15 protein-coding genes and 2 pseudogenes are annotated in these 18,005 nt (G+C 63.7%); 16 read left to right on the top strand and 1 reads right to left on the bottom strand.

Going from position 1 to position 18,005, the window contains the following annotated elements; genetic code table 11:
* Nucleotides 1-47 precede the first annotated feature (47 nt).
* The 15 genes from ABEA30_RS14490 to ABEA30_RS14420 all read left to right on the top strand — a co-directional run bounded on the left by ABEA30_RS14490 (nucleotide 48) and on the right by ABEA30_RS14420 (nucleotide 17,405).
* Nucleotides 48-725, top strand: a complete 678-nt coding sequence (locus ABEA30_RS14490) for a fructose-6-phosphate aldolase (protein ID WP_345584098.1) — start codon at nucleotides 48-50, stop codon at nucleotides 723-725.
* 179 nt (nucleotides 726-904) lie between these two features.
* Nucleotides 905-2,074 carry a M24 family metallopeptidase gene (locus ABEA30_RS14485; protein ID WP_256437887.1) on the top strand — a complete coding sequence of 390 codons (1,170 nt, stop codon included), beginning with the start codon at nucleotides 905-907 and terminating at the stop codon, nucleotides 2,072-2,074.
* A gap of 315 nt (nucleotides 2,075-2,389) precedes the next feature.
* On the top strand, nucleotides 2,390-3,475 hold the full coding sequence (locus tag ABEA30_RS14480) for a sugar ABC transporter substrate-binding protein (RefSeq protein WP_076062631.1): 1,086 nt from the start codon (nucleotides 2,390-2,392) through the stop codon (nucleotides 3,473-3,475).
* Between the two features lie 75 nt (nucleotides 3,476-3,550).
* Nucleotides 3,551-5,692, top strand: a complete 2,142-nt coding sequence (locus tag ABEA30_RS14475) for a glycoside hydrolase family 20 zincin-like fold domain-containing protein (protein ID WP_345584093.1) — start codon at nucleotides 3,551-3,553, stop codon at nucleotides 5,690-5,692.
* Nucleotides 5,689-7,221: a sugar ABC transporter ATP-binding protein gene (locus ABEA30_RS14470; RefSeq protein ID WP_345584091.1), complete on the top strand. Its 1,533-nt coding sequence runs from the start codon at nucleotides 5,689-5,691 to the stop codon at nucleotides 7,219-7,221. The genes ABEA30_RS14475 and ABEA30_RS14470 overlap by 4 nt, the downstream gene beginning before the upstream one ends.
* Entirely contained in the window at nucleotides 7,218-8,198 is a 981-nt protein-coding gene (locus ABEA30_RS14465) for an ABC transporter permease (protein ID WP_076062622.1), read from the top strand. The genes ABEA30_RS14470 and ABEA30_RS14465 overlap by 4 nt, the downstream gene beginning before the upstream one ends.
* 31 nt (nucleotides 8,199-8,229) lie before the next feature.
* Nucleotides 8,230-9,216, top strand: a complete 987-nt coding sequence (locus tag ABEA30_RS14460; protein WP_345584088.1) for a LacI family DNA-binding transcriptional regulator — start codon at nucleotides 8,230-8,232, stop codon at nucleotides 9,214-9,216.
* 38 nt (nucleotides 9,217-9,254) lie between these two features.
* Entirely contained in the window at nucleotides 9,255-10,175 is a 921-nt protein-coding gene (locus ABEA30_RS14455; protein WP_345584086.1) for a polysaccharide deacetylase family protein, read from the top strand.
* Nucleotides 10,175-10,537 (top strand): sensory rhodopsin transducer, encoded by a 363-nt coding sequence (locus ABEA30_RS14450; protein WP_076062617.1) that lies wholly within the window; start codon nucleotides 10,175-10,177, stop codon nucleotides 10,535-10,537. The genes ABEA30_RS14455 and ABEA30_RS14450 overlap by 1 nt, the downstream gene beginning before the upstream one ends.
* Nucleotides 10,538-10,553: 16 nt before the next feature.
* The gene (locus tag ABEA30_RS14445; protein WP_345584081.1) at nucleotides 10,554-11,600 is read left to right on the top strand and encodes a DUF4432 family protein; all 1,047 of its coding nucleotides are present in this window, start codon (nucleotides 10,554-10,556) and stop codon (nucleotides 11,598-11,600) included.
* Nucleotides 11,601-11,981: 381 nt separating this feature from the next.
* Nucleotides 11,982-13,775: a polysaccharide biosynthesis protein gene (locus tag ABEA30_RS14440; RefSeq protein WP_345584079.1), complete on the top strand. Its 1,794-nt coding sequence runs from the start codon at nucleotides 11,982-11,984 to the stop codon at nucleotides 13,773-13,775.
* Nucleotides 13,775-14,932, top strand: a complete 1,158-nt coding sequence (locus ABEA30_RS14435; RefSeq protein WP_345584077.1) for a DegT/DnrJ/EryC1/StrS family aminotransferase — start codon at nucleotides 13,775-13,777, stop codon at nucleotides 14,930-14,932. The genes ABEA30_RS14440 and ABEA30_RS14435 overlap by 1 nt, the downstream gene beginning before the upstream one ends.
* On the top strand, nucleotides 14,919-15,554 hold the full coding sequence (locus tag ABEA30_RS14430; RefSeq protein ID WP_345584075.1) for a sugar transferase: 636 nt from the start codon (nucleotides 14,919-14,921) through the stop codon (nucleotides 15,552-15,554). Before ABEA30_RS14435 ends, ABEA30_RS14430 begins: the two co-directional genes overlap by 14 nt.
* Nucleotides 15,544-16,194, top strand: coding sequence for a PglD-related sugar-binding protein (locus tag ABEA30_RS14425; protein WP_345584073.1), 651 nt, complete (start codon nucleotides 15,544-15,546; stop codon nucleotides 16,192-16,194). The genes ABEA30_RS14430 and ABEA30_RS14425 overlap by 11 nt, the downstream gene beginning before the upstream one ends.
* Nucleotides 16,191-17,405 carry a glycosyltransferase family 4 protein gene (locus tag ABEA30_RS14420; RefSeq protein ID WP_345584071.1) on the top strand — a complete coding sequence of 405 codons (1,215 nt, stop codon included), beginning with the start codon at nucleotides 16,191-16,193 and terminating at the stop codon, nucleotides 17,403-17,405. The genes ABEA30_RS14425 and ABEA30_RS14420 overlap by 4 nt, the downstream gene beginning before the upstream one ends.
* Before the next feature lie 53 nt (nucleotides 17,406-17,458).
* Here the strand turns inward: ABEA30_RS14420 and ABEA30_RS14415 are convergent.
* Nucleotides 17,459-17,596, bottom strand: a pseudogene (locus ABEA30_RS14415) (IS3 family transposase); the annotation flags it as partial.
* A gap of 42 nt (nucleotides 17,597-17,638) precedes the next feature.
* On the opposite strand from ABEA30_RS14415, the pseudogene ABEA30_RS14410 reads away from it, so the two are divergent.
* Nucleotides 17,639-17,938 (top strand): annotated as a pseudogene (locus ABEA30_RS14410) (transposase); the annotation flags it as partial.
* Nucleotides 17,939-18,005 lie beyond the last annotated feature (67 nt).

Here is an 18,005-nt window from a genome sequence, read left to right as displayed (position 1 = left end):
CGTGGTTGGATATCACCAGGGGCACCCCTCACCCGAAAGGCACAGTCATGGACATCCTGTTCGACACGGCCAACCTGGACGACATCGAGCGGCTCACGCCGATCTACCCTGTCACCGGAGTGACCACCAACCCGTCGATCCTCAAGGCCGAGGGCAAGATCGATTTCTACGCGCACTTCCGCCAGATCCGCTCGATCATCGGCCCCAACCGCACCCTCCACGTCCAGGTGCTGTCCAAGGAGACCCAAGGGATGGTGGACGAGGCCCACCGCCTGCTGGACAAGATCGACGCCAACGTCTACCCCAAGATCCCCCTCACCGAGGCCGGCCTGCACGCCATGCGCATCCTCAAGAGCGAAGGCGTCAAGGTGACCGCCACGGCGATCTACTCCAAGACGCAGGGCTTCCTGGCCATCGCTTCGGGTGTCGACTACCTGGCCCCGTACTACAACCGGATGCAGTCGATCGACATCAACACCCGCGAGACCATCGAGGCCCTCGCCGGCTTCATCAAGCGCTTCGACGCCCCCAGCAAGATCATGGCCGCTAGCTTCAAGAACATCGCTCAGGTCTCGCATGCACTCCAGAGCGGCGCCGACGCGGTGACGCTGTCGCCGCAACTGTTGCAGCAGGCGCTGTCCGCACCCGACATCATCACCGCGGTGGACCGCTTCCTCGACGACTGGGAAGAGATCCACGGCACCACCGAACTGCCCTTCGAGTAGACACCCGGCTCCTCAGAGCGCCTCGCGGCGAAGCCAATTTGCCCTGCGGGACAATCGTTTGCTCAAAGTGGTTGACAACCCCGCAGACGCGTCCTAAAGTTGGCGTCACGACGTTGCGCAAACGTTTGTGCAACTGGACGAAGTTGTCCCAAGTCGGACGAATCAAAGGAGATCACGTCGTGGAAAGAATCCGGATCCCAGCCAGCGAATACGCTGATCGGGCCAAGCGTGCCGGAGAGTTGATGCGAGAGCGGAACCTGGATGCCTTGCTCCTCTACGGAAACGAGGCCGATTACGCCAACGCCCGGTACTTCAGTGGTTTTTGGCCGGTCTTCGAGCGCGCCGGCGTCGCCATCAACCCTGATGGCAAGACCGCGCTCCTCGTGGGCCCCGAGTCGGACATCTTCGCCAAGGACACCGCCGCGATCCAGGACATCTTCGTCTTGGCGGAGTACCGCGAAGCCGCAGACCCCGCCTATCCGCACCTCAGCCTCCAGACGTTCCAGGACGTCTTCGGCCACCTCGGCATCAGTGGCCAGCAGCTGCGGATCGGCGTGTGCTCGATTCTCGACACCAACGTGGTGGTCTGGAACTCCCTCCAGAGCAACTTCCCCGGTGCGGAACTCGTCGACGCCCGCGACATCATGGTTGAGCTACGTTCGGTCAAGTCCGACGCGGAGGTGGCCTGTCTCAGGGAGGCCGGCCGCATCACCGATCTCGCCGTCCAAGACGTCATCGCCGCCATCCGCCCGGGAATGACCGAGCTCCAACTCGTCGGCGTGGCGCAGAAGTCGATGTACGAGAACGGTGCGGAGTACGAGGGTCTCCCCCAGTACTGCTTCGCCGAGGAGAGCACCAAGCACGCTATCTCCCGCTCCGGCTATCGGGTCCTCAAGCCGGGCGACATCATCCAGCTCAACCTGTCTGCCGCGGTGGATGGTTACAGCCCCGCCATCGGGCTGCCCGTCTCCCTCGGCCCGCTCAAGGGCGAGAAGAAGGACATCGTGGACTTCATCCTCGAGATGCACATGTGGACGGAGCGTGAGTTCGCGGCCGGCCGCGTCGCCGGCGAGATCGCCCGCGACTACGAGCAGAAGTTCCTGGACGCCGGCCGTAAGGACGCCTACGTCTACGGCCCTGCTCACGGCCTCGGCCTCACCGAGGTAGAGGCACCGTGGATGGAGACCAGCTCCGAGTACACCCTGAAGCCCAACATGACCTTCCAGCTCGACACGTTCGGCATCGGATCCAACTTCGGCGTTCGCTGGGAGAAGCCGGTCGTGGTCCGTGAGGGCGGAGTGGACTTCCTCGCCAACCAGATCGGCACGATCTACGAAGTCGGTATCTGAGCCCGCTGGTGTGCGGCCGCCCTCCCCCAGGCCGCACACCAGCCCCATCGCCCGCATCTGAGAAGGTGCACCACCCAAGCTCCTTGCAGAGCAATGCAGCACCGCAAGGCACAACGCCCGACACATCGAAGGGCACCTAGCCAGGTCCGCAAGGACCGCACGTAACGGACGAGGAAGCCTGCCAACGACGGCGGTCCGATCGTTCCCCGACCGGAAACCTCCTGTCGCACCCAGACCGTGGGAGCACCTTCCACGGCCACTCCCTCTGGGTTGGTCCGAAGCCGACCCGCCACCCATTTCATGAATGGAGCAGTTATGCGACTCAAGTCTGCAGCAGTGGCCATGCTGGCCGCTGGAGCCCTAACCCTCACGGCCTGCGGAAACGCGACAAGCGACCCCACGGCCACCGAACCCGCCAACGGCACGACGACCAGCACCACCGAGGCAGCAGGCTCGGACGGGCACGTCTTCGGCGAGGACGAGACCCTCATCGGCGGCAGCATCTTCACCCTCCAGTACGCCTGGTTCCTGGGCGCTCAGGAAGGCATGGAGAAGTGGGCCGAGGAGAACCCCGAGGCGAAGGTCCGTTTCCAGTTCGAAGACAGCCAGCAGGACATCCAGACCAACATCTCCAACCTGGAGAATCTCGTTGCCGCAGGCGCCAAGGGCATCGTCGTCTTCCCCACCGACTCCCGCGCCATCATCCCCACCATGGTCGATCTGCACAAGCGCAACGGCACCCAGTTCGTGGTGGGTGACTACCCGCAGCAGCCCGACGACCCGGCAGACGCCGTCTGGAACACCTTCGTGGGCCACGACATGGTGGCGCTGGGCGAAACGGCAGGCCAGGTCGCCGTCGACTACTTCGAGAGCGCCGGCAAGAAGGACCCGACCATCGTCTACATCTCCGTCCCCACCTCCGGCGAGGTCAGCATCGACCGCTTCGAGGGCTTCAGCAAGGTGGTTCTCGAGGCCTTCCCGGACGCCAAGATCATCGAGGAAGGCGACACCGGCGGTGGCGACCGCAACTCTGCGCAGAGCCTCATGGAGAACGTCCTGCAGCGCGAGCCTGTCATTGACCTGGTGGCCGGCCACAACGACGCAGAGGTCATCGGTGCTTACAACGCTGCCGTTGGCGCGAACCGGGCAGCCGAGATCAAGTTCGTGGGTATCGCGGGCGATAAGGAAGTCCTCCAGTACATCCAGGACGGCAACGAGTCGTGGATCGGGGAGGTTCTCCAGGATCCCGTCGTGCTGGGCTACACCGCGATGGACGCCCTGTGGAAGTCCATGGCCGAGGGCGAAGAGATGCCCGAGCAGTACGACCTCCCCAAGCCTGAGGCCATCACGCCGGCCAACGTCGCCGACTACGACTGGCAGAACTGGAGCTGGCTGGGCTGACCGGCCGCCGTGTGGGCGGGCGGGATTCCCGCGAATCCCGCCCGCCACCCTCCCATCCATGAAAGGTTTCCCGCCATGATCAGCATCCTGCCCGAGCCCAAACACCTCATTCACCACGACGGTTCCACGCGAGCTTTCACCCATCTGCGGCTGACGGCCGACGATGTGGACGCGCTGACGCCCGACGAGGTCCGGGATCTCGCGGTGCTCCGCTTCCACAACTACCCGGGCATCTTCGCCGACGCCCCTGACGCGTTCCCCGTGCACGTGCACCAAGGCAGTATCGAGGACGCGGCAGTGAACCTGGCCAAGCCGGAGATGTTCGCGGAGCAGGGTTACGTTCTGGACATCCGGGACGACGGAGTCAGGCTCTCGGCCCAGGCAAGAGACGGACTGATCAATGGCCTCACCTCACTGAAGCAGCTCCTCGCCGAGCGCGAGGTGCACGGTGACAACCCGCCCGGCACCCTCTCGCTGCCCACCTGCCTCATGGTCGATTACCCCTCCATCCCCGTGCGCGCGGTCGCACCCACCTTCAGCTGGTACGCCGGGTACGGACGGATCGGGTTCGACATGCAGCTGTGGGGCTACGACGAATGGGAGTTGTTCCTGCATCAGTGCGTCGATCAGAAGATCAACCAGCTGAACATGGTGATGTACGGCTATTGGCCCTTCGAGTTCCCTGAGTATCCCGAAACCTCGTTCACCGACATCCCCGTCGAGGTGTGGAACCAGGAGAACGGGCGCTTCATCAAGGTCAAGTACTCCCACCCCAACGTTGCCGACAACTACCTGCCACGCTTCATCGAACTCGCCCACCGCATGGGCGTGAAGATCATGGCCTACGTGGGCCTCAACTCCTACAACGGCGGGTGGACCATCGCGCACCCCGAGAAGCGGATGATCCCCCCGGCCGGCAGCGACTTCCTGAACGACTTCGACTCGGTATGCCTCTCGGACAAGGAGTCCGTCAACTACATCCTCACCGCGATGCGCCGCATCGCCGAACTCGGCTTCGACGGCTACACCTTGGAGGAGAGCGAGGAGGGCTTCTGGTTCTGCACCTGCGAACGGTGCACCGAGCGGTGGGGGCAGCACGCGGACACGCCCGGCGAAGCGAAGCACCAGGCGAACCTGGAGCTGCTGATGAAGATCCGGGAGGAGGTGCGACAGGTCAACCCGGACATCATCATCGGGATCCGGGCCTTCCGCCAGCCACCCCTCGAGAAGGACCCCGCGTGGCTCCAGGCCACCGCCGATGCCCTGCCGGACGACATCGTGCTGTTCTGGGCCCCTGCGCTCTACGTGCCCCCGACGGAGTTCCAGAAGTGGGTCAAGGCGTTCGGCAAGCACCGGATCTGGGCGCGAGACACGGAGTCCAACTCCATCACCTCGACGATGGGCCGCCTGTACCGCACCTTCGAGTCCAACATGATCCGCTACGGGGATGAGCCCAACGTCCAGGTCATCGAACGAGACATCGAGCAGCACATCGGCAGCGTGGAAGCGGACGTCCACGGCATCAACGGCTACATCTTCGAATGGTTCGGCCTGTTCCTGCATCTCTTCGCGCACGGCAACTACGGTTGGGGCTCACGGCTGGAACAGGACGAGTTCTTCGCCCGCGTGGGCACCACTACCTTCGGCCCGGCTCTAGGTGCCCGCGTGCTACGGGTGATGCGGGAGATTCTCACCATCCACGAGAGCCAGATCCCCCTCTACACGACGCCGTTCCCGTTCCAGTCGAACAAGATGACCGACGCGGACATCCCCCGCATCGAGCAGGCCGTCGCCAACCACGAGCCGCTCTTGACCGAGATCCGGGCGATCCGGGCCGAGCTGCAGGTTAACCCGCGCCTGAAGGTGTGGTCGAAGCACTTCGATCGCCTGGAGAACGCCGAGCGTCGCAACCGGGTCATCTATGACCTCGTCCTGGCGGCGTTGGCCTACGAACGCGAGCGCGAGCCCGAGAAGAGAGACCTTCTCCTGGACGAGGTGCTCCATCTCAACGAGCGCGATTTCGACATCGCCAAAGAGATGTTCTTCGACCTCATGCCGGTGGGATGGACCGGGGTCCGCAGTTGCATGATGCCGTATCACGAGATGAAGCGGCTGATCCACAACCTGCGTCACCCGGAGGACACGGACAACGACATCATCTGCTCCGGCATCGAAGCGCTGGGGTGGCTCTGGCTCTCAGACAAGGACGCATCATGAGCGCGGTCGCACAGGAAGTGACACCCCAGGAGATCACCACCACGCCACTGGTCGAGATCCGCAACGCCCGCATGGAGTTTCCCGGGGTACTGGCCCTCGACGGCGTCTCGTTCGACCTGCGCCCCGGCGAATGCCACGCGCTGGTGGGCGAGAACGGCGCGGGTAAGTCCACCCTGGCCAAGTGCATCATCGGCGAGAACACCCTCACCTCGGGCGAGCTGTTCGTGGGAGGCCAGAGGGTCCCGAAGCACTATGACGTGCGGGACTCGCAGGCCCTCGGGATCGCCGTGGTCCATCAGGAGTTCCAACTGATGGAGGAGATGACCGCGCTGGAGAACATCTACGTCGGCAACTACTCGAAGCGTGGGCCGTTCATCGACCGACGCGCCCAGCGTGCCCGCGCGGCTGAACTGCTCACCTACCTGGGCGTCGACATCCACCTCGACGTGCCGGTCAAGTACCTCCGCACCGCCGAGAAACAACTCGTGCAGTTGGCGAGGGCGCTGTCCCAGGAAGCCCTGGTGATCATCCTGGACGAGCTGACCGCCGTGCTGCCCGAGAACGACATCGAGAACATCTTCCGCATCGTCGAGCTCCTCAAACGAGACGGCAAGGGCATCATCTACATCTCCCACCGTTTGGATGAGATCTTCAGCGTCTGTGATCGCTACACGGTGCTGATGGACGGCCGCCACATCAGGACCGGGGACGTGACCGAGTTGACGAAGCCCAAGCTCGTCGAACTGATCGCGGGGCGCGAATTAAGCCAGGTCTACCCCACCCTCAACCCCCCGGACGACGACGTGGTGTTGCAGGTGGAAGGGCTCACCAGCGACGCGTTCTTCGACGTGGATCTGGAAGTGCGCCGGGGCGAGGTTGTGGGCATTGCCGGCCTTGTGGGAGCCGGTAAGTCCGAGTTGCTGCTGGCGATTTTCGGAGACTACAAGGTCAAGAAGGGCACCATCCGTGTCAACGGCGAAGCGGTCTCCATGACGTCCCCGCGCAAAGCCATCCAGCATGGGCTTGGCCTCATCCCTGACGAACGCAAGCGCCTGGGCCTGAACAGCGCGCTGGATGTCAGGAAGAATGCCACCCTTCCTTCGATGCGCAAGTTCAAGAAGTGGGGTGTGTTCATGGACGACGAGGCTGAGCTGCGAAAGTCCTACGACACCTTGGAGTCGCTTCAGCTCCGCTACTCCAACCTATGGCAGCCCACGACAAAGTTGTCCGGGGGAAACCAACAGAAGATCGTCATCGGGAAGTGGCTGATCGCCGACACAGAGATCTTCCTGATGGATGAGCCCACCCGGGGAATTGATGTGGGGGCGAAGAGCGAGATCTACAGACTCATCGCGGCTCTCACCGCCGAGGGAAAGTCGGTGATCCTCGTCTCGCCCGAGATTGAGGAACTGCTCGGCTTATCGCACCGCATATACGTCCTCTACGAAGGGCGGATCCGTGACTCCTTCGAAGGAGACCGGTTGAACCAATCTGAAGTAATGACCAGTCTGTTGGGAGCAGAGAGATGACTACCGCAACCGCAACCTACGCCGCGAAGAGCACCCGCTTCTCTGGAGGCGTGAGGGCCTTCGTCAACGAGTGGATGATCCTCTTCCTCTTCCTGGCGTTGTTCGCCATCTGCTCCGTGACCATCGACCGGTTCCTGGAACTCGGCAACCTCATGAACATCGCGCGCCAGATCTCGTTCCTGTCGATCGTGGCGTTGGGGCAGTTCTTCGTCATCCTCATCGGTCACCTGGATCTGTCGATCGGCTCGGCCATCGGGCTCCAATCGGTTCTCCTGGCCGGTCTCGTCGCGAACCAGGGGCTCAGCATCTGGGTGGCGCTCCTCATGGTCATGCTGAGTTCGATCGTCCTGGGGATGGTGAACGGGCTGTTCGTGATTTACGGCAAGGTTCCCTCCTTCATTGCAACGCTCGTCACCATGAACGTTCTGACGGGCATCGCGTTCCTGTACTCGCGCGGGCTTCCCATCAGTGGTCTGCCGAGCTGGCTCAACTATCTGGGCATGGGGTACCTGTTCTCGGTGCCTGTGCCCGTCTACCTGATGGTGCTGGTCACGGCGGCATGCTACGTCTTCACGCAGCACACCGAGCTGGGGCGGAGCTTCTACGCGGTTGGCGGTAACGCAGACGCGGCGCGGCTGTCGGGGATCAACGTGAAGTTCATCGGCATGGTGGCCTTCATCATCTGTTCGTTCCTGGCCACGCTGGGCAGCATCGGCCTGACGGCCCGCACAATGTCGGGCTCCGCCACGCTGGGCGACGCGATGCTCTTCGAGGTAATGACCGTCGTCGTCCTCGGTGGAACCTCGCTATTCGGCGGCCGCGGAAACGTCCTCGGAGTTGTGTTGGGCGCCTTCCTCATCGGTGTCATCTCCAACGCGATGGTGCTCATCGGCGTGAACACCTATTTCCAGTGGATCGTCAAGGGCCTCATCCTCATTACGGTGGTGCTCATCGACGTGAACTCCAAGCGCAAGTAGAGCAGCAGGTGCATTACCAAGGCGGTGAGAGATGCCCACTCTGAGAGACATAGCCAACGAACTCGGCGTCAGCGAGTCCACCATCTCGCGGGTCCTGAACGGCAAGGGGAGGGTGAGCGAAGAGACTCGCGAGAAGGTCCTGGCCTATGCGGGCAAGATTCACTACTTGCCGAATCAGATGGCCCAGGCCCTGAAAATGCAGCGGGTGAACTCACTTGGCGTAGTGGTACCAGACATCAGCAACGAGTTCTACGCCCTCCTCTTCAAGTCCATCGACCGGTTGGTGAGCCACGCCGGGTACACCCCGATCCTGTTCAACATTGGTGAGGACGCGGCACGCGAGGAGGCCTTCGTCACGCATCTCCGCTCGTCGACTGTGGGCGGGCTGGTAGTCGCCACCGCAGGGGCCGACGTATATTCGTCGCTGCCCGAATCGCTCCTGCAGCAGATCGTCTTCGTTGACAACCTGCCGAAGGGGGACTTCGGCTGCAACTTCGTGGGTGCCGACAACGTGGGGTCCTCCTACAGCCTGACGCAGCACCTCATCGACCGTGGCCACCGCCGGATCGCAACCGTGGTGGGGCCGGCCGGCGAATCCTCCGCTCGTGAGCGTCTCGACGGGTTCGAGGGGTGCCTGGTGGCCAATGGCCTGGCGCTCAATCCGGAGTGGATCGTGCGCACCAACTTCCAGTACGCCGACGGGTACGCCAAAGTGGGCGCCATCATGGAGGGCGATGATCGCCCGACTGCCGTGATCGCGCAGAACAACGTTCTGGCGTATGCCACTGTCCGGATGGCCCGCCAACGGGGAATGACGGTCCCCCGCGACCTCGCCGTCGCTTGTTTCGACCACATCGACACGTACGGATTCATGCGACCCGTCATCACCACGATGGTTCAGCGCGTGGACCAGATCGCCGAAAAGGCCTGGGAACTCCTCCAGGACGGCATGGACGGCCACTACAGCGGCGAGACGCACCTCTTCGATGCCGAGTTCCATCTCGGCGAAACCACCTGAGCAGCATGCGCAACGAAGCAAGACAGAAAGACAATCACATGAATCAGAACCCCATCACCGTGGTCATCGGCACCGACATGGAGACCGACGTCGGAAGCTTCACGCCCTATTACGAGGGCCTGACGAAGGGCACGCCGCTCCTCCTGGATCTCTTCGAGGAGACCGACGTGACCACCACCTTCCTGTTCACCGGGGATTCGGTGAAGGCACATCCCGAGGTGGCCCGTGAGTGCCTCGCCCGGGGCCACGAGGTGGGATCCCACTCGCTTCAGCACGAGACCGTCGGCGACCCGCTCTTCGACCTGCCCGGCACCAAGCCGATCCTGGAACACGAGGTGCTGCCCCGCCTCAGGCTCAACACCGAGCTGATCGAGCAGGCCACCGGGGTCCGCCCGGTCTCGTTCCGCTGCCCCCGGCTGTGGGGCTCCACCGCAGTGGTGAGGGCCCTGGACGAACTGGGCTACGTAGCGGATCTCACCTACCCCATGTACTTCCACCGCGAGCAGTTCGCGCCGTACTTTTCCAGCCTCGAGGACTGGACCCAGCGGGGCGATTCCTCGGTCCTGCAGATCCCGAACTTCGCCGACATGGTGATGGAGTCCAACGACCCTGGCCTGGAGCGAGATCGAGATCAATGGCCCCTGTTCCGCACCAAGGGCGGGCGGTACATGCTGGAGCGCTCGATGGCGTTCAAGCAGTTCTGCGACGGCAAGCAGATCGACACCTACCTCTGCTTCTACATCCATCCCTGGGAGTTCTGGCCCATGGAGAAGAGCTACAACTTCGGCGAGGCCACGGTGATCCCGGAGTCATTCATCACCGAGAACGTGGGTCCGGGCGCCATCGACGAACTGCGCATCCTCATCGAGGGCCTCAAGGCCGAGGGCGCGGTCTTCATGCAGGCGAAGGACGTCCCCGCTCTTGTCAGGGAGCGGCAGTCACAGCGGGTGGGTGTGTGATGGCGGGCAAGAAGACCTGGTACTTCCCCGACGGGGAACTGCCACCCCCGGGCGACGGGGACCCGCAGGGGCACGAGTCCATCATCATCCTCAACCCCAACTCGGAGGAAGCGCGGGTGGAGGTGGCCCTGTACTGGGCGGACAAAGCACCTGACAGGTTCAACGTCGACGTCGAACCGGAGCGGGTGAGGTGCCTGCGCACCAACGTGACTACCGACATGGGCGGGTTCGAACTCCCCCGCGAGGTCCAGTACGGCATCCGGCTCACCTCCGACGTGGGCATCGTCGCCCAGTACGGGCGCCTTGATGTGCGGCAGCCGAACATGGCGTTCTACACCACTCCCGGATATCACGAAGACTGAGCCAGAAGGAGACGTCATGGAAACACCGCTGCGCAGCATCCTCTTGCGTGAGGCCATGTTCGAGGCCCACGAGCAGCCTCTGCTGGACTCCCCCGGCGTGGCGGTGTCCACGTTCCGCTACGCCTCCGGCGTAGCCGCGCTGCGGCTCGTCACCGAGCGTGTCGAACTCATCGTGTTGCCATTCCGCGGGCAGCAGGTGTGGCGCTACACCGTCGATGGCGAGCCGCTGACGATGATCAGCACGTTCGACGAGCCTTCGGCGTCAACCGCGTTCGGGGAGACGTACGGCGGCTTCCTCCTGCATTGCGGGCTCTCGGGCCTGGGCGCGCCCGGGCCCGAGGACACTCACCCGCACCACGGCGAACTGCCCAACGGCCTCTTCAGTGACGCTCGCCTCCTTCTCGGGGACGGATGGGTCGCGGTTACCGGGCAGTTCCGACACCGCGTGAGCCATACGGCCGACGTCACGTTCCAACCAACGCTCACGCTTAGCGAGGACGGTACGGGCCTCGAACTCAACATCCAGATCTCGAATCATCGCAGCAACCCCTTCGGCTACACATACCTCTGCCACGTGAACTGGCCTCTCTTCGAGGGCGGGCAGCTCGTCCAACAGGTCCCGTTCGACGATCAGCACTTCGAGCTTGCTCCACACCCCGCGCAGGAGCCGGCGACGGCCGCGTACCTGGAGGGCATCCGCTCTGACCTGCGTAAGGGAGACTCCGTCGACCCCCAACGCCGGATCGTTCCCGAGTACTGCGCGATCCTCCGGCCGACACCAGACGCCGACGGATGGGCCCACTTCATGCAGACCAGGCCTGACGGGCGGGCCGCGTGCGTGAGCTACGAAACCGAACATCTGCCGTTGGCGATCAGGTGGATCTCGAACACGGGCGAGGAGCAGGCTGCCGGCTTCTGCCTGCCCGCAAGCGCCCACCATCGCGGCAGGGCGGCAGCGGACAGAGACGGTCTGGTCCGCTGGATCCCGGGCGGATCCAGCGTCGCGTTCAACATTGAGGTGGACTTCTTCGACCCTGATGAGACTGCCGCCCGGCTCCTGTGACTACCCCGCCGGGCACTCGCGGCCGGCACCTCCTCGCGACGGTAGCAATCTACGATTAGGCGCAGTACTACGGATGCAGTTGATCGACATCACGCCGCGGCGCCCACGATCGGAAAGAGATCCACGGCCCCACCGAACTGCCGTTTGAATAGGCGCCGGTGCCCGTGACCGCCTGACCTACCACACAGATGGGCGCCAGGCAGGGGCTACATAGCAGCAGATGCTGTCCAGCTAGGGGCTTTTCGGGCCCAAACACTCATAACAGTTTGGCAGTTCTCGGCGGACGGAGTATATGGTGAGCCCGTGGGGGAATGGGATGCAGCCAATGATGAAACCAACACGCCAAGAGGGTCGAACGCTCTGAGCGCCCTCCTGTACCGCATGCCCGCAGCTGTCCGGCGCCTGATCCTGATCATGTGGGATGCGCTCGCCTGGGTGCTCGCGGTGATCGTCTTCCTGTCGATGCGCGACGCGGCGCTCGAGCCCGTCCAGGCCCGGTGGGTGCTCTTCTACACCGCTGCCGCCGTGCTGCTCCAGGTCATCGGCGGCCTGAGTTCGCAGCTGTACCTCGGGCGCAACCGCATCGGCAGCTTCGCTGATGCCGCGAGGATGGGCTTCACCGTCGCCGGTGTCGCGATCCTCAACGGCACCACCTTCCTCCTGGCAGCCGACTCTTTCCCCATGCGGGCCGCAGTAGCGTTGCCGTCCCTGGCGCTGATCTTCATGGCCACGGCGCGTCTGGTCTTCCGCTCCATCGTGGAGAGTCGGCCCCGCAGCGCGGCGGCGAACGCCATCCCCACGCTGGTCTACGGCGCCGGCAACGCCGGCCACCAGGTGGCCACGCTCATGGACCTCGCCGAGGATGCGCCCTACCGCATCGTCGGTTTCGTCGACGACAACCGCGACAAGCGCAACCTCCGCGTCCGACACCACAGGGTGCTCGGCCTCGGCAGGGACATCATCAAGGTGGCCAAGGAGCGGGGCGCTCAAGCCGTCATCTTCGCCATCTCCGCCGCCAGCCCGGATCTCATCCAGCGCCTCAGCACCGCCTGCGAGGAGCACGGCCTGGACCTGCTGATCATCCCGCCGCTGCGGGAGATGGTGGGCGGCCAGGTCACCTTGGGCTCGCTGCGCCAGCTCAACGTGGCCGACCTCCTCGGTCGCCGCCCCATCAAGACCGACCTCAGCGCCATCGCCGACTACGTCACCGGCAAGGTGGTGCTCGTCACCGGCGCTGGCGGCTCCATCGGCTCCGAGCTCGCCGCCCAGGTGCACCGCCTCGGACCGGCCAAACTCATCCTGCTGGACCGCGACGAGTCCGCCCTGCACGGCGTGCAGCTCGACCTGTACGGCAACGGTCTCCTCGACACCGAGGACATGGTGCTGTGCGACATCCGCGACGAGGACGCCCTCGAGCGCGTCTTCAGCAAGCACCGCCCAGACGTGGTGTTCCACGCGGCCGCACTCAAGCACCTCCCGATGTTGGAGCGCTTCCCGACCGAGGGGTGGAAGACCAACGTGCTCGGCACCCGCAACGTGCTGCGTGCCGCCTACTCGGTGGGCGTGGAACGGTTCGTGAACATCTCCACCGACAAGGCCGCCGCGGCCACCAGCGTGCTGGGCCGCACCAAGCGCCTCGCGGAGCGGCTCACCGCCTGGTACGCCAACGAGTACCAGGTGCCGTACCTGTCCGTGCGGTTCGGCAACGTGCTCGGCTCCCGCGGCTCGGTGCTGATCTCCTTCCAGAGCCAGATCGAGAAGGGTGGCCCGGTGACGGTCACCCACCCGGACGTCACCCGCTACTTCATGACCATCCCCGAGGCGTGCGAGCTGGTGATGCAGGCTGGCGCCATCGGCCTCCCTGGCGACGTCCTGGTGCTGGACATGGGCGAGCCGGTCAAGATCCTCGACGTGGCGAAGCGGATGATCGCTGAGTCGAAGAAGGACATCGAGATCCACTTCACCGGCCTGCGCGACGGCGAGAAGATGCACGAGGTCCTCTTCAGCACAGTGGAGGCGGGCGCCCAGAGCGAGCACCCCTTGATCAGCGAGGTGCAGGTTCCTGCGCTCAACCCCGCAGAGCTTGCCGCTGACAGCGATGAAGGCGTGCTGCAAATGCTCGACTCAGACCCAACGGTGTACCCGTTGCCGGCCCTCTCTGAAAAGGTGATTTAGTGGCTGACCGCATCTACCTATCCTCTCCGGATGTCACCCAGGCCGAGGAGGACGCGCTGATTCGTGCCATCCGCTCCGGCTGGGTGGCGCCCCTCGGACCAGAGGTGGACGCATTTGAAGAGGAACTCGCCGCGTACACCGGGCGCAAGTACGCCGTCGCCCTCTCCTCCGGAACAGCGGCGCTGCACCTGGCGCTACTCAACCTCGGCGTCGGTCGCGGCGATCTCGTCCTCACCTCGAGCCTGACCTTCGCCGCAACCGCCAACGCCATCGTCTACACCGGCGCCGAGCCAGTGTTCGTCGACGCCGATGAGACCGGCAACATGAACCCTGATCTCCTTGAAGTGGCGTTCACCACACTCGCGAAGGAGGGCCGCACGGTCAAGGCCGTCGTCCCTGTCGATCTGCTGGGCAAGGTGGTCAACCACGAGCGCATCGACGCCATCGCCGCCGCCCACGGCGTCCCGGTGCTCTCCGACGCCGCAGAGTCGCTCGGCGCCACTCGCTACGGCCGTTCCGCCGGCGCTTTCGGCGAAGCGGCAGCGATCTCCTTCAACGGCAACAAGATCATGACGACGTCTGGAGGCGGCGCTCTGCTCACGGACGACGAAGAGTTCGCGCAGCGCACGCGCTACCTGGCGACACAGGCCCGTCAGCCCGTGGTGCACTACGAGCACACCGACATTGGCTACAACTATCGGATGTCCAACATCTTGGCGGCGCTGGGACGGGCCCAGCTATCGCGCCTTGACGAGATGATCGACCGCCGGCGCCAGCACCGCATCGCCTATCGAGAACTCTTCACTGACGTGCCGGGTGTGACTCTCTTCGGGGAACCTTCTGGGGCGGACGGTGGCGAGACCCACGACAACTTCTGGCTGACCTCCATTCTGGTGGATCCCGAGGCTGCCGGGTTCTCTTCAGAGGACCTTCGGGATGCGCTGGGGATCCGCAGCATCGAATCGCGACCCCTCTGGAAGCCGATGCACCTGCAGCCGGTCTACGCCTCAGCCACCGCCTTCATCGATGGAACAGGCGAGCGCCTATTCAAGGACGGATTGTCACTCCCGAGCGGCTCGGTACTCGACCCCTCCCGTTTTGCCCGGGTTGCGGAAGCCATCACGGCGTTCTTGGACAGCACGCGTGCGGCAGCGTAACAACCGCCGCCGCTACGACACGGTTAAGCGCGGCATGGACATCGCGGCCAGCGCAGTCGGCCTAGTCGTTACTGCCCCTCTGCAGTTGGCAGTAGGCGTGATGGTGCTCGTGAAGCACGGACGCCCTGTTCTGTTCCGCCAGGAGCGACCAGGGCTCAACGGCCAGGTCTTCGAGCTTGTGAAATTCAGATCCATGCGGCACCCCGATATTGACCGCGTCAGCGACGATGAGCGCCTGACACCCTTCGGTCGGGCGATTCGGGCGACAAGCCTGGACGAACTACCCACACTGTGGAACGTGCTAAAGGGCGACATGAGCTTAGTCGGCCCACGCCCGCTGCGGACCCATTACCTTCCCCTGTACAGCCCAATGCAGGCGCGACGACACGAAGTTCGCCCGGGAATCACGGGGTTGGCGCAAGTGCGGGGCCGGAACCTGCTCACGTGGGAGAAACGTTTCGAACTGGATGTCCACTACGTCGACACTCGATCGGCCTGGCTCGATTTACGGATCCTTGTGGAGACCTTAACTACCGTCCTACATCGCACAGGGATTTCCGCCGAGGGCGAAGCAACCATGACCCCCTTCCGGGGTACGAAATGGGGCGGCGATGAACGCTGACAATGGGCCTCTAACCATTATCGGCGCGGGTAGCTACGCGTCAACGATCGTGGAACTCGCTGAGTCCTGTGGTTACAGCGTGGACGCGTTGCTGGACGACGATCCTGTAAAGGTGGGCTCGGACATCGACGGGATACGGGTGGACGGCCCGATTGCAGCCGCCCTTGAGCGCCTGCCCGACGGCGCGTCAGTTGCCGTGGCGATCGGCCACAACGACACACGCCTCAAGTGGTTGATGGAATGTCGTCACCGGGGCCTGACGACGCCGCACCTGATCAGCCCACACGCGGTGGTCAGCCCTCGGGCGGACATTGGAGACGCTGTCTACCTGCATCCCGGTTGCCACGTATGGAGCCATGCCTCGCTTGCTCTTGGCACCATACTCAGTCCACATGCAACTGTCGCCCACCATACGTCCCTCGCCGCCAGCTGCTTCGTCTCATCAGGAGCAAACGTGGGCGCCTCGATCACCGTTGGGGAGGCGTCCATGTTCGGGATGGCCTCGGCAGTCTCGACTGGGGTCAGACACGTTTCGCCGCACACTTTGGTCGGCGCTGGCGCCGTCGTGATCCGAGACACTGAGCCATACGGTGTCTACGTGGGCAACCCTGCTCGGCTACTGAGAGTTCAGACACCGTGAAGATCCTGATCCTGACGCAGTACTACACTCCCGAAAACACCCTGATCTCCCCGACCCCGGCCCGCGCTCTCCAAGCCAAAGGGCACGAGATTAGGGTGTTGACGGGGTATCCCAATTATCCGGAAGGGCGACTGTTTGACGGGTACAAGCAGCGCTGGCGTAGCTGGGAGACCGTTGACGGAGTACAGGTCATGCGCGTTCCCCTCTTTGCAGACCACTCGCAGACTCCGATTAGGAGGATCGCGAACTACAGTTCATTTGCGTTCTCATCGGCCAGCGCTCGCTCGTTGGCGAGGTGGGCCGACGTGGTCTACGTGTATGCGACTCAGATGACGCCGGCATTGGGCCCTTGGCTATGGCGGCTTGCCGGCGGTGCGCCCTACGTCCTGCATGTCCAGGATCTCTGGCCTGACTCGATAACTGGTTCCTCTTTGGTTGGAACGGGTGTGACGTCGCGCGTGATCGAAAGGGCCCTCAAGCCGTGGCTCACTTCGGTCTATAGTCGCGCGGGTGGGGTCATCGGGATTGCGCCCACGATGGTGGCCACATTGCTAGAACGAGGGAGTCCCCCAGCGAGGACGCATCTGGTCTACAACTGGGCCGAGGAGGATTCGATTGGGCCATGTCCAACCGGGCTCGCGGCGGAGCAGCCCCAGGGAGCACGCATTCTGTACGGTGGAAACGTTGGCGACATGCAGGATTTGGACACCGTAGTCACCGCTGCCCACAGGGCTGCCCACGCCGGAGTAGAGTTGGCCATCGTCGGGAGCGGCATCGCGCTTCCGCGCATACGGGCCCTTGCTGATTCCTTAGGTGCAACCAACGTGACCTTCCACGGGCGTGTGCCCCGTGCGAAGATGAGTTCCTACTACGCTTGGTGCGACTTTGCCGTCGTCTCCCTGAAAGACCTGCCGAACTTCCGAGGCACCGTGCCGTCGAAGTTACAAGCGTCCCTGTCCCATGGAACACCGGTAATTGTTACGGTCCAAGGCGACGTCAGAGCGATAGTTGACTCCTTGGGAGTGGGATTTGCAGCGGATGCTGAAGACGTCGATTCCCTCAAAGAAGCGTTTGTAATGGCTGCTGACCTGAGCGCCGCCGAGCTAGCTGCGATGAGAGCCCGTGCGCGGTCAGCATATGTCTCCGAGTTTTCGGCCTCGGCCGGAATCGCTTCACTCGAGCGAGTTCTGCTCACCGCCAGCGCCCTGTAGCCATGGCGAGTCGGATGGACCGGGACTGCTGCACGTTTTGGTGACAGGTTGGGTTAGGCGGCTTGGAGGGCCGTTGTGGTCATGATGGTCTCGTATTCGACGGGGGTCAACCGGGCGAGTCGTGGTTGGCGGCGTCGGCGGTGATAGGTGCGTTCGCTCCAGGTGATGATCGCCAGCCGGAGGTCCTGTCTGAATCGCCCCGGGTCGGGTGGAGGGTCTGAAATCCCGAGAGGATGATGACCATGCCAGCACCGAGGAAGTACCCGCCGGAGCTTCGTGAGCGTGCGATGCGGCTTGTTGCCGAGGCCAGGAGAGAGGATCCGGAGTTGTCGTTGAACGCGGCGGTGATCCGCGTCGGGCAGCGCGTCGGGGTCAATCCCGACACGCTGCGAGGCTGGTGCAAACAGGCCGCGATCGACGCGGGCGAACGTCCCGGAACCACGACGAGCGAGGCGCAGCGCATCAAGGCGCTCGAGGCCGAAGTGCGGGAGCTGAAGCGTGCCAATGAGATTTTGTTGGCGGCGTCCTCTTATGTGGGTGATCGCTGTCAAGCGGTGGCTTGATCGAGGCCTTCGAGGAGGTTGGTGTAGATCTCGGCGC

Source organism: Tessaracoccus lubricantis (assembly GCF_039544535.1).
Taxonomy (GTDB): Bacteria; Actinomycetota; Actinomycetes; order Propionibacteriales; family Propionibacteriaceae; genus Arachnia; species Arachnia lubricantis.
This window is presented reverse-complemented; position numbering and strand designations above follow the sequence as displayed.

Excerpts from the sequence above, each read along its gene's own strand:
- ABEA30_RS14490 (WP_345584098.1), top strand. The coding sequence starts at position 48 with ATGGACATCCTGTTCGACACGGCCAACCTGGACGACATCGAGCGGCTC.
- ABEA30_RS14480 (WP_076062631.1), top strand. The coding sequence starts at position 2,390 with ATGCGACTCAAGTCTGCAGCAGTGGCCATGCTGGCCGCTGGAGCCCTA.
- ABEA30_RS14475 (WP_345584093.1), top strand. The coding sequence starts at position 3,551 with ATGATCAGCATCCTGCCCGAGCCCAAACACCTCATTCACCACGACGGT.
- ABEA30_RS14470 (WP_345584091.1), top strand. The coding sequence starts at position 5,689 with ATGAGCGCGGTCGCACAGGAAGTGACACCCCAGGAGATCACCACCACG.
- ABEA30_RS14465 (WP_076062622.1), top strand. The coding sequence starts at position 7,218 with ATGACTACCGCAACCGCAACCTACGCCGCGAAGAGCACCCGCTTCTCT.
- ABEA30_RS14460 (WP_345584088.1), top strand. The coding sequence starts at position 8,230 with ATGCCCACTCTGAGAGACATAGCCAACGAACTCGGCGTCAGCGAGTCC.
- ABEA30_RS14455 (WP_345584086.1), top strand. The coding sequence starts at position 9,255 with ATGAATCAGAACCCCATCACCGTGGTCATCGGCACCGACATGGAGACC.
- ABEA30_RS14450 (WP_076062617.1), top strand. The coding sequence starts at position 10,175 with ATGGCGGGCAAGAAGACCTGGTACTTCCCCGACGGGGAACTGCCACCC.
- ABEA30_RS14445 (WP_345584081.1), top strand. The coding sequence starts at position 10,554 with ATGGAAACACCGCTGCGCAGCATCCTCTTGCGTGAGGCCATGTTCGAG.
- ABEA30_RS14440 (WP_345584079.1), top strand. The coding sequence starts at position 11,982 with ATGCCCGCAGCTGTCCGGCGCCTGATCCTGATCATGTGGGATGCGCTC.
- ABEA30_RS14425 (WP_345584073.1), top strand. The coding sequence starts at position 15,544 with ATGAACGCTGACAATGGGCCTCTAACCATTATCGGCGCGGGTAGCTAC.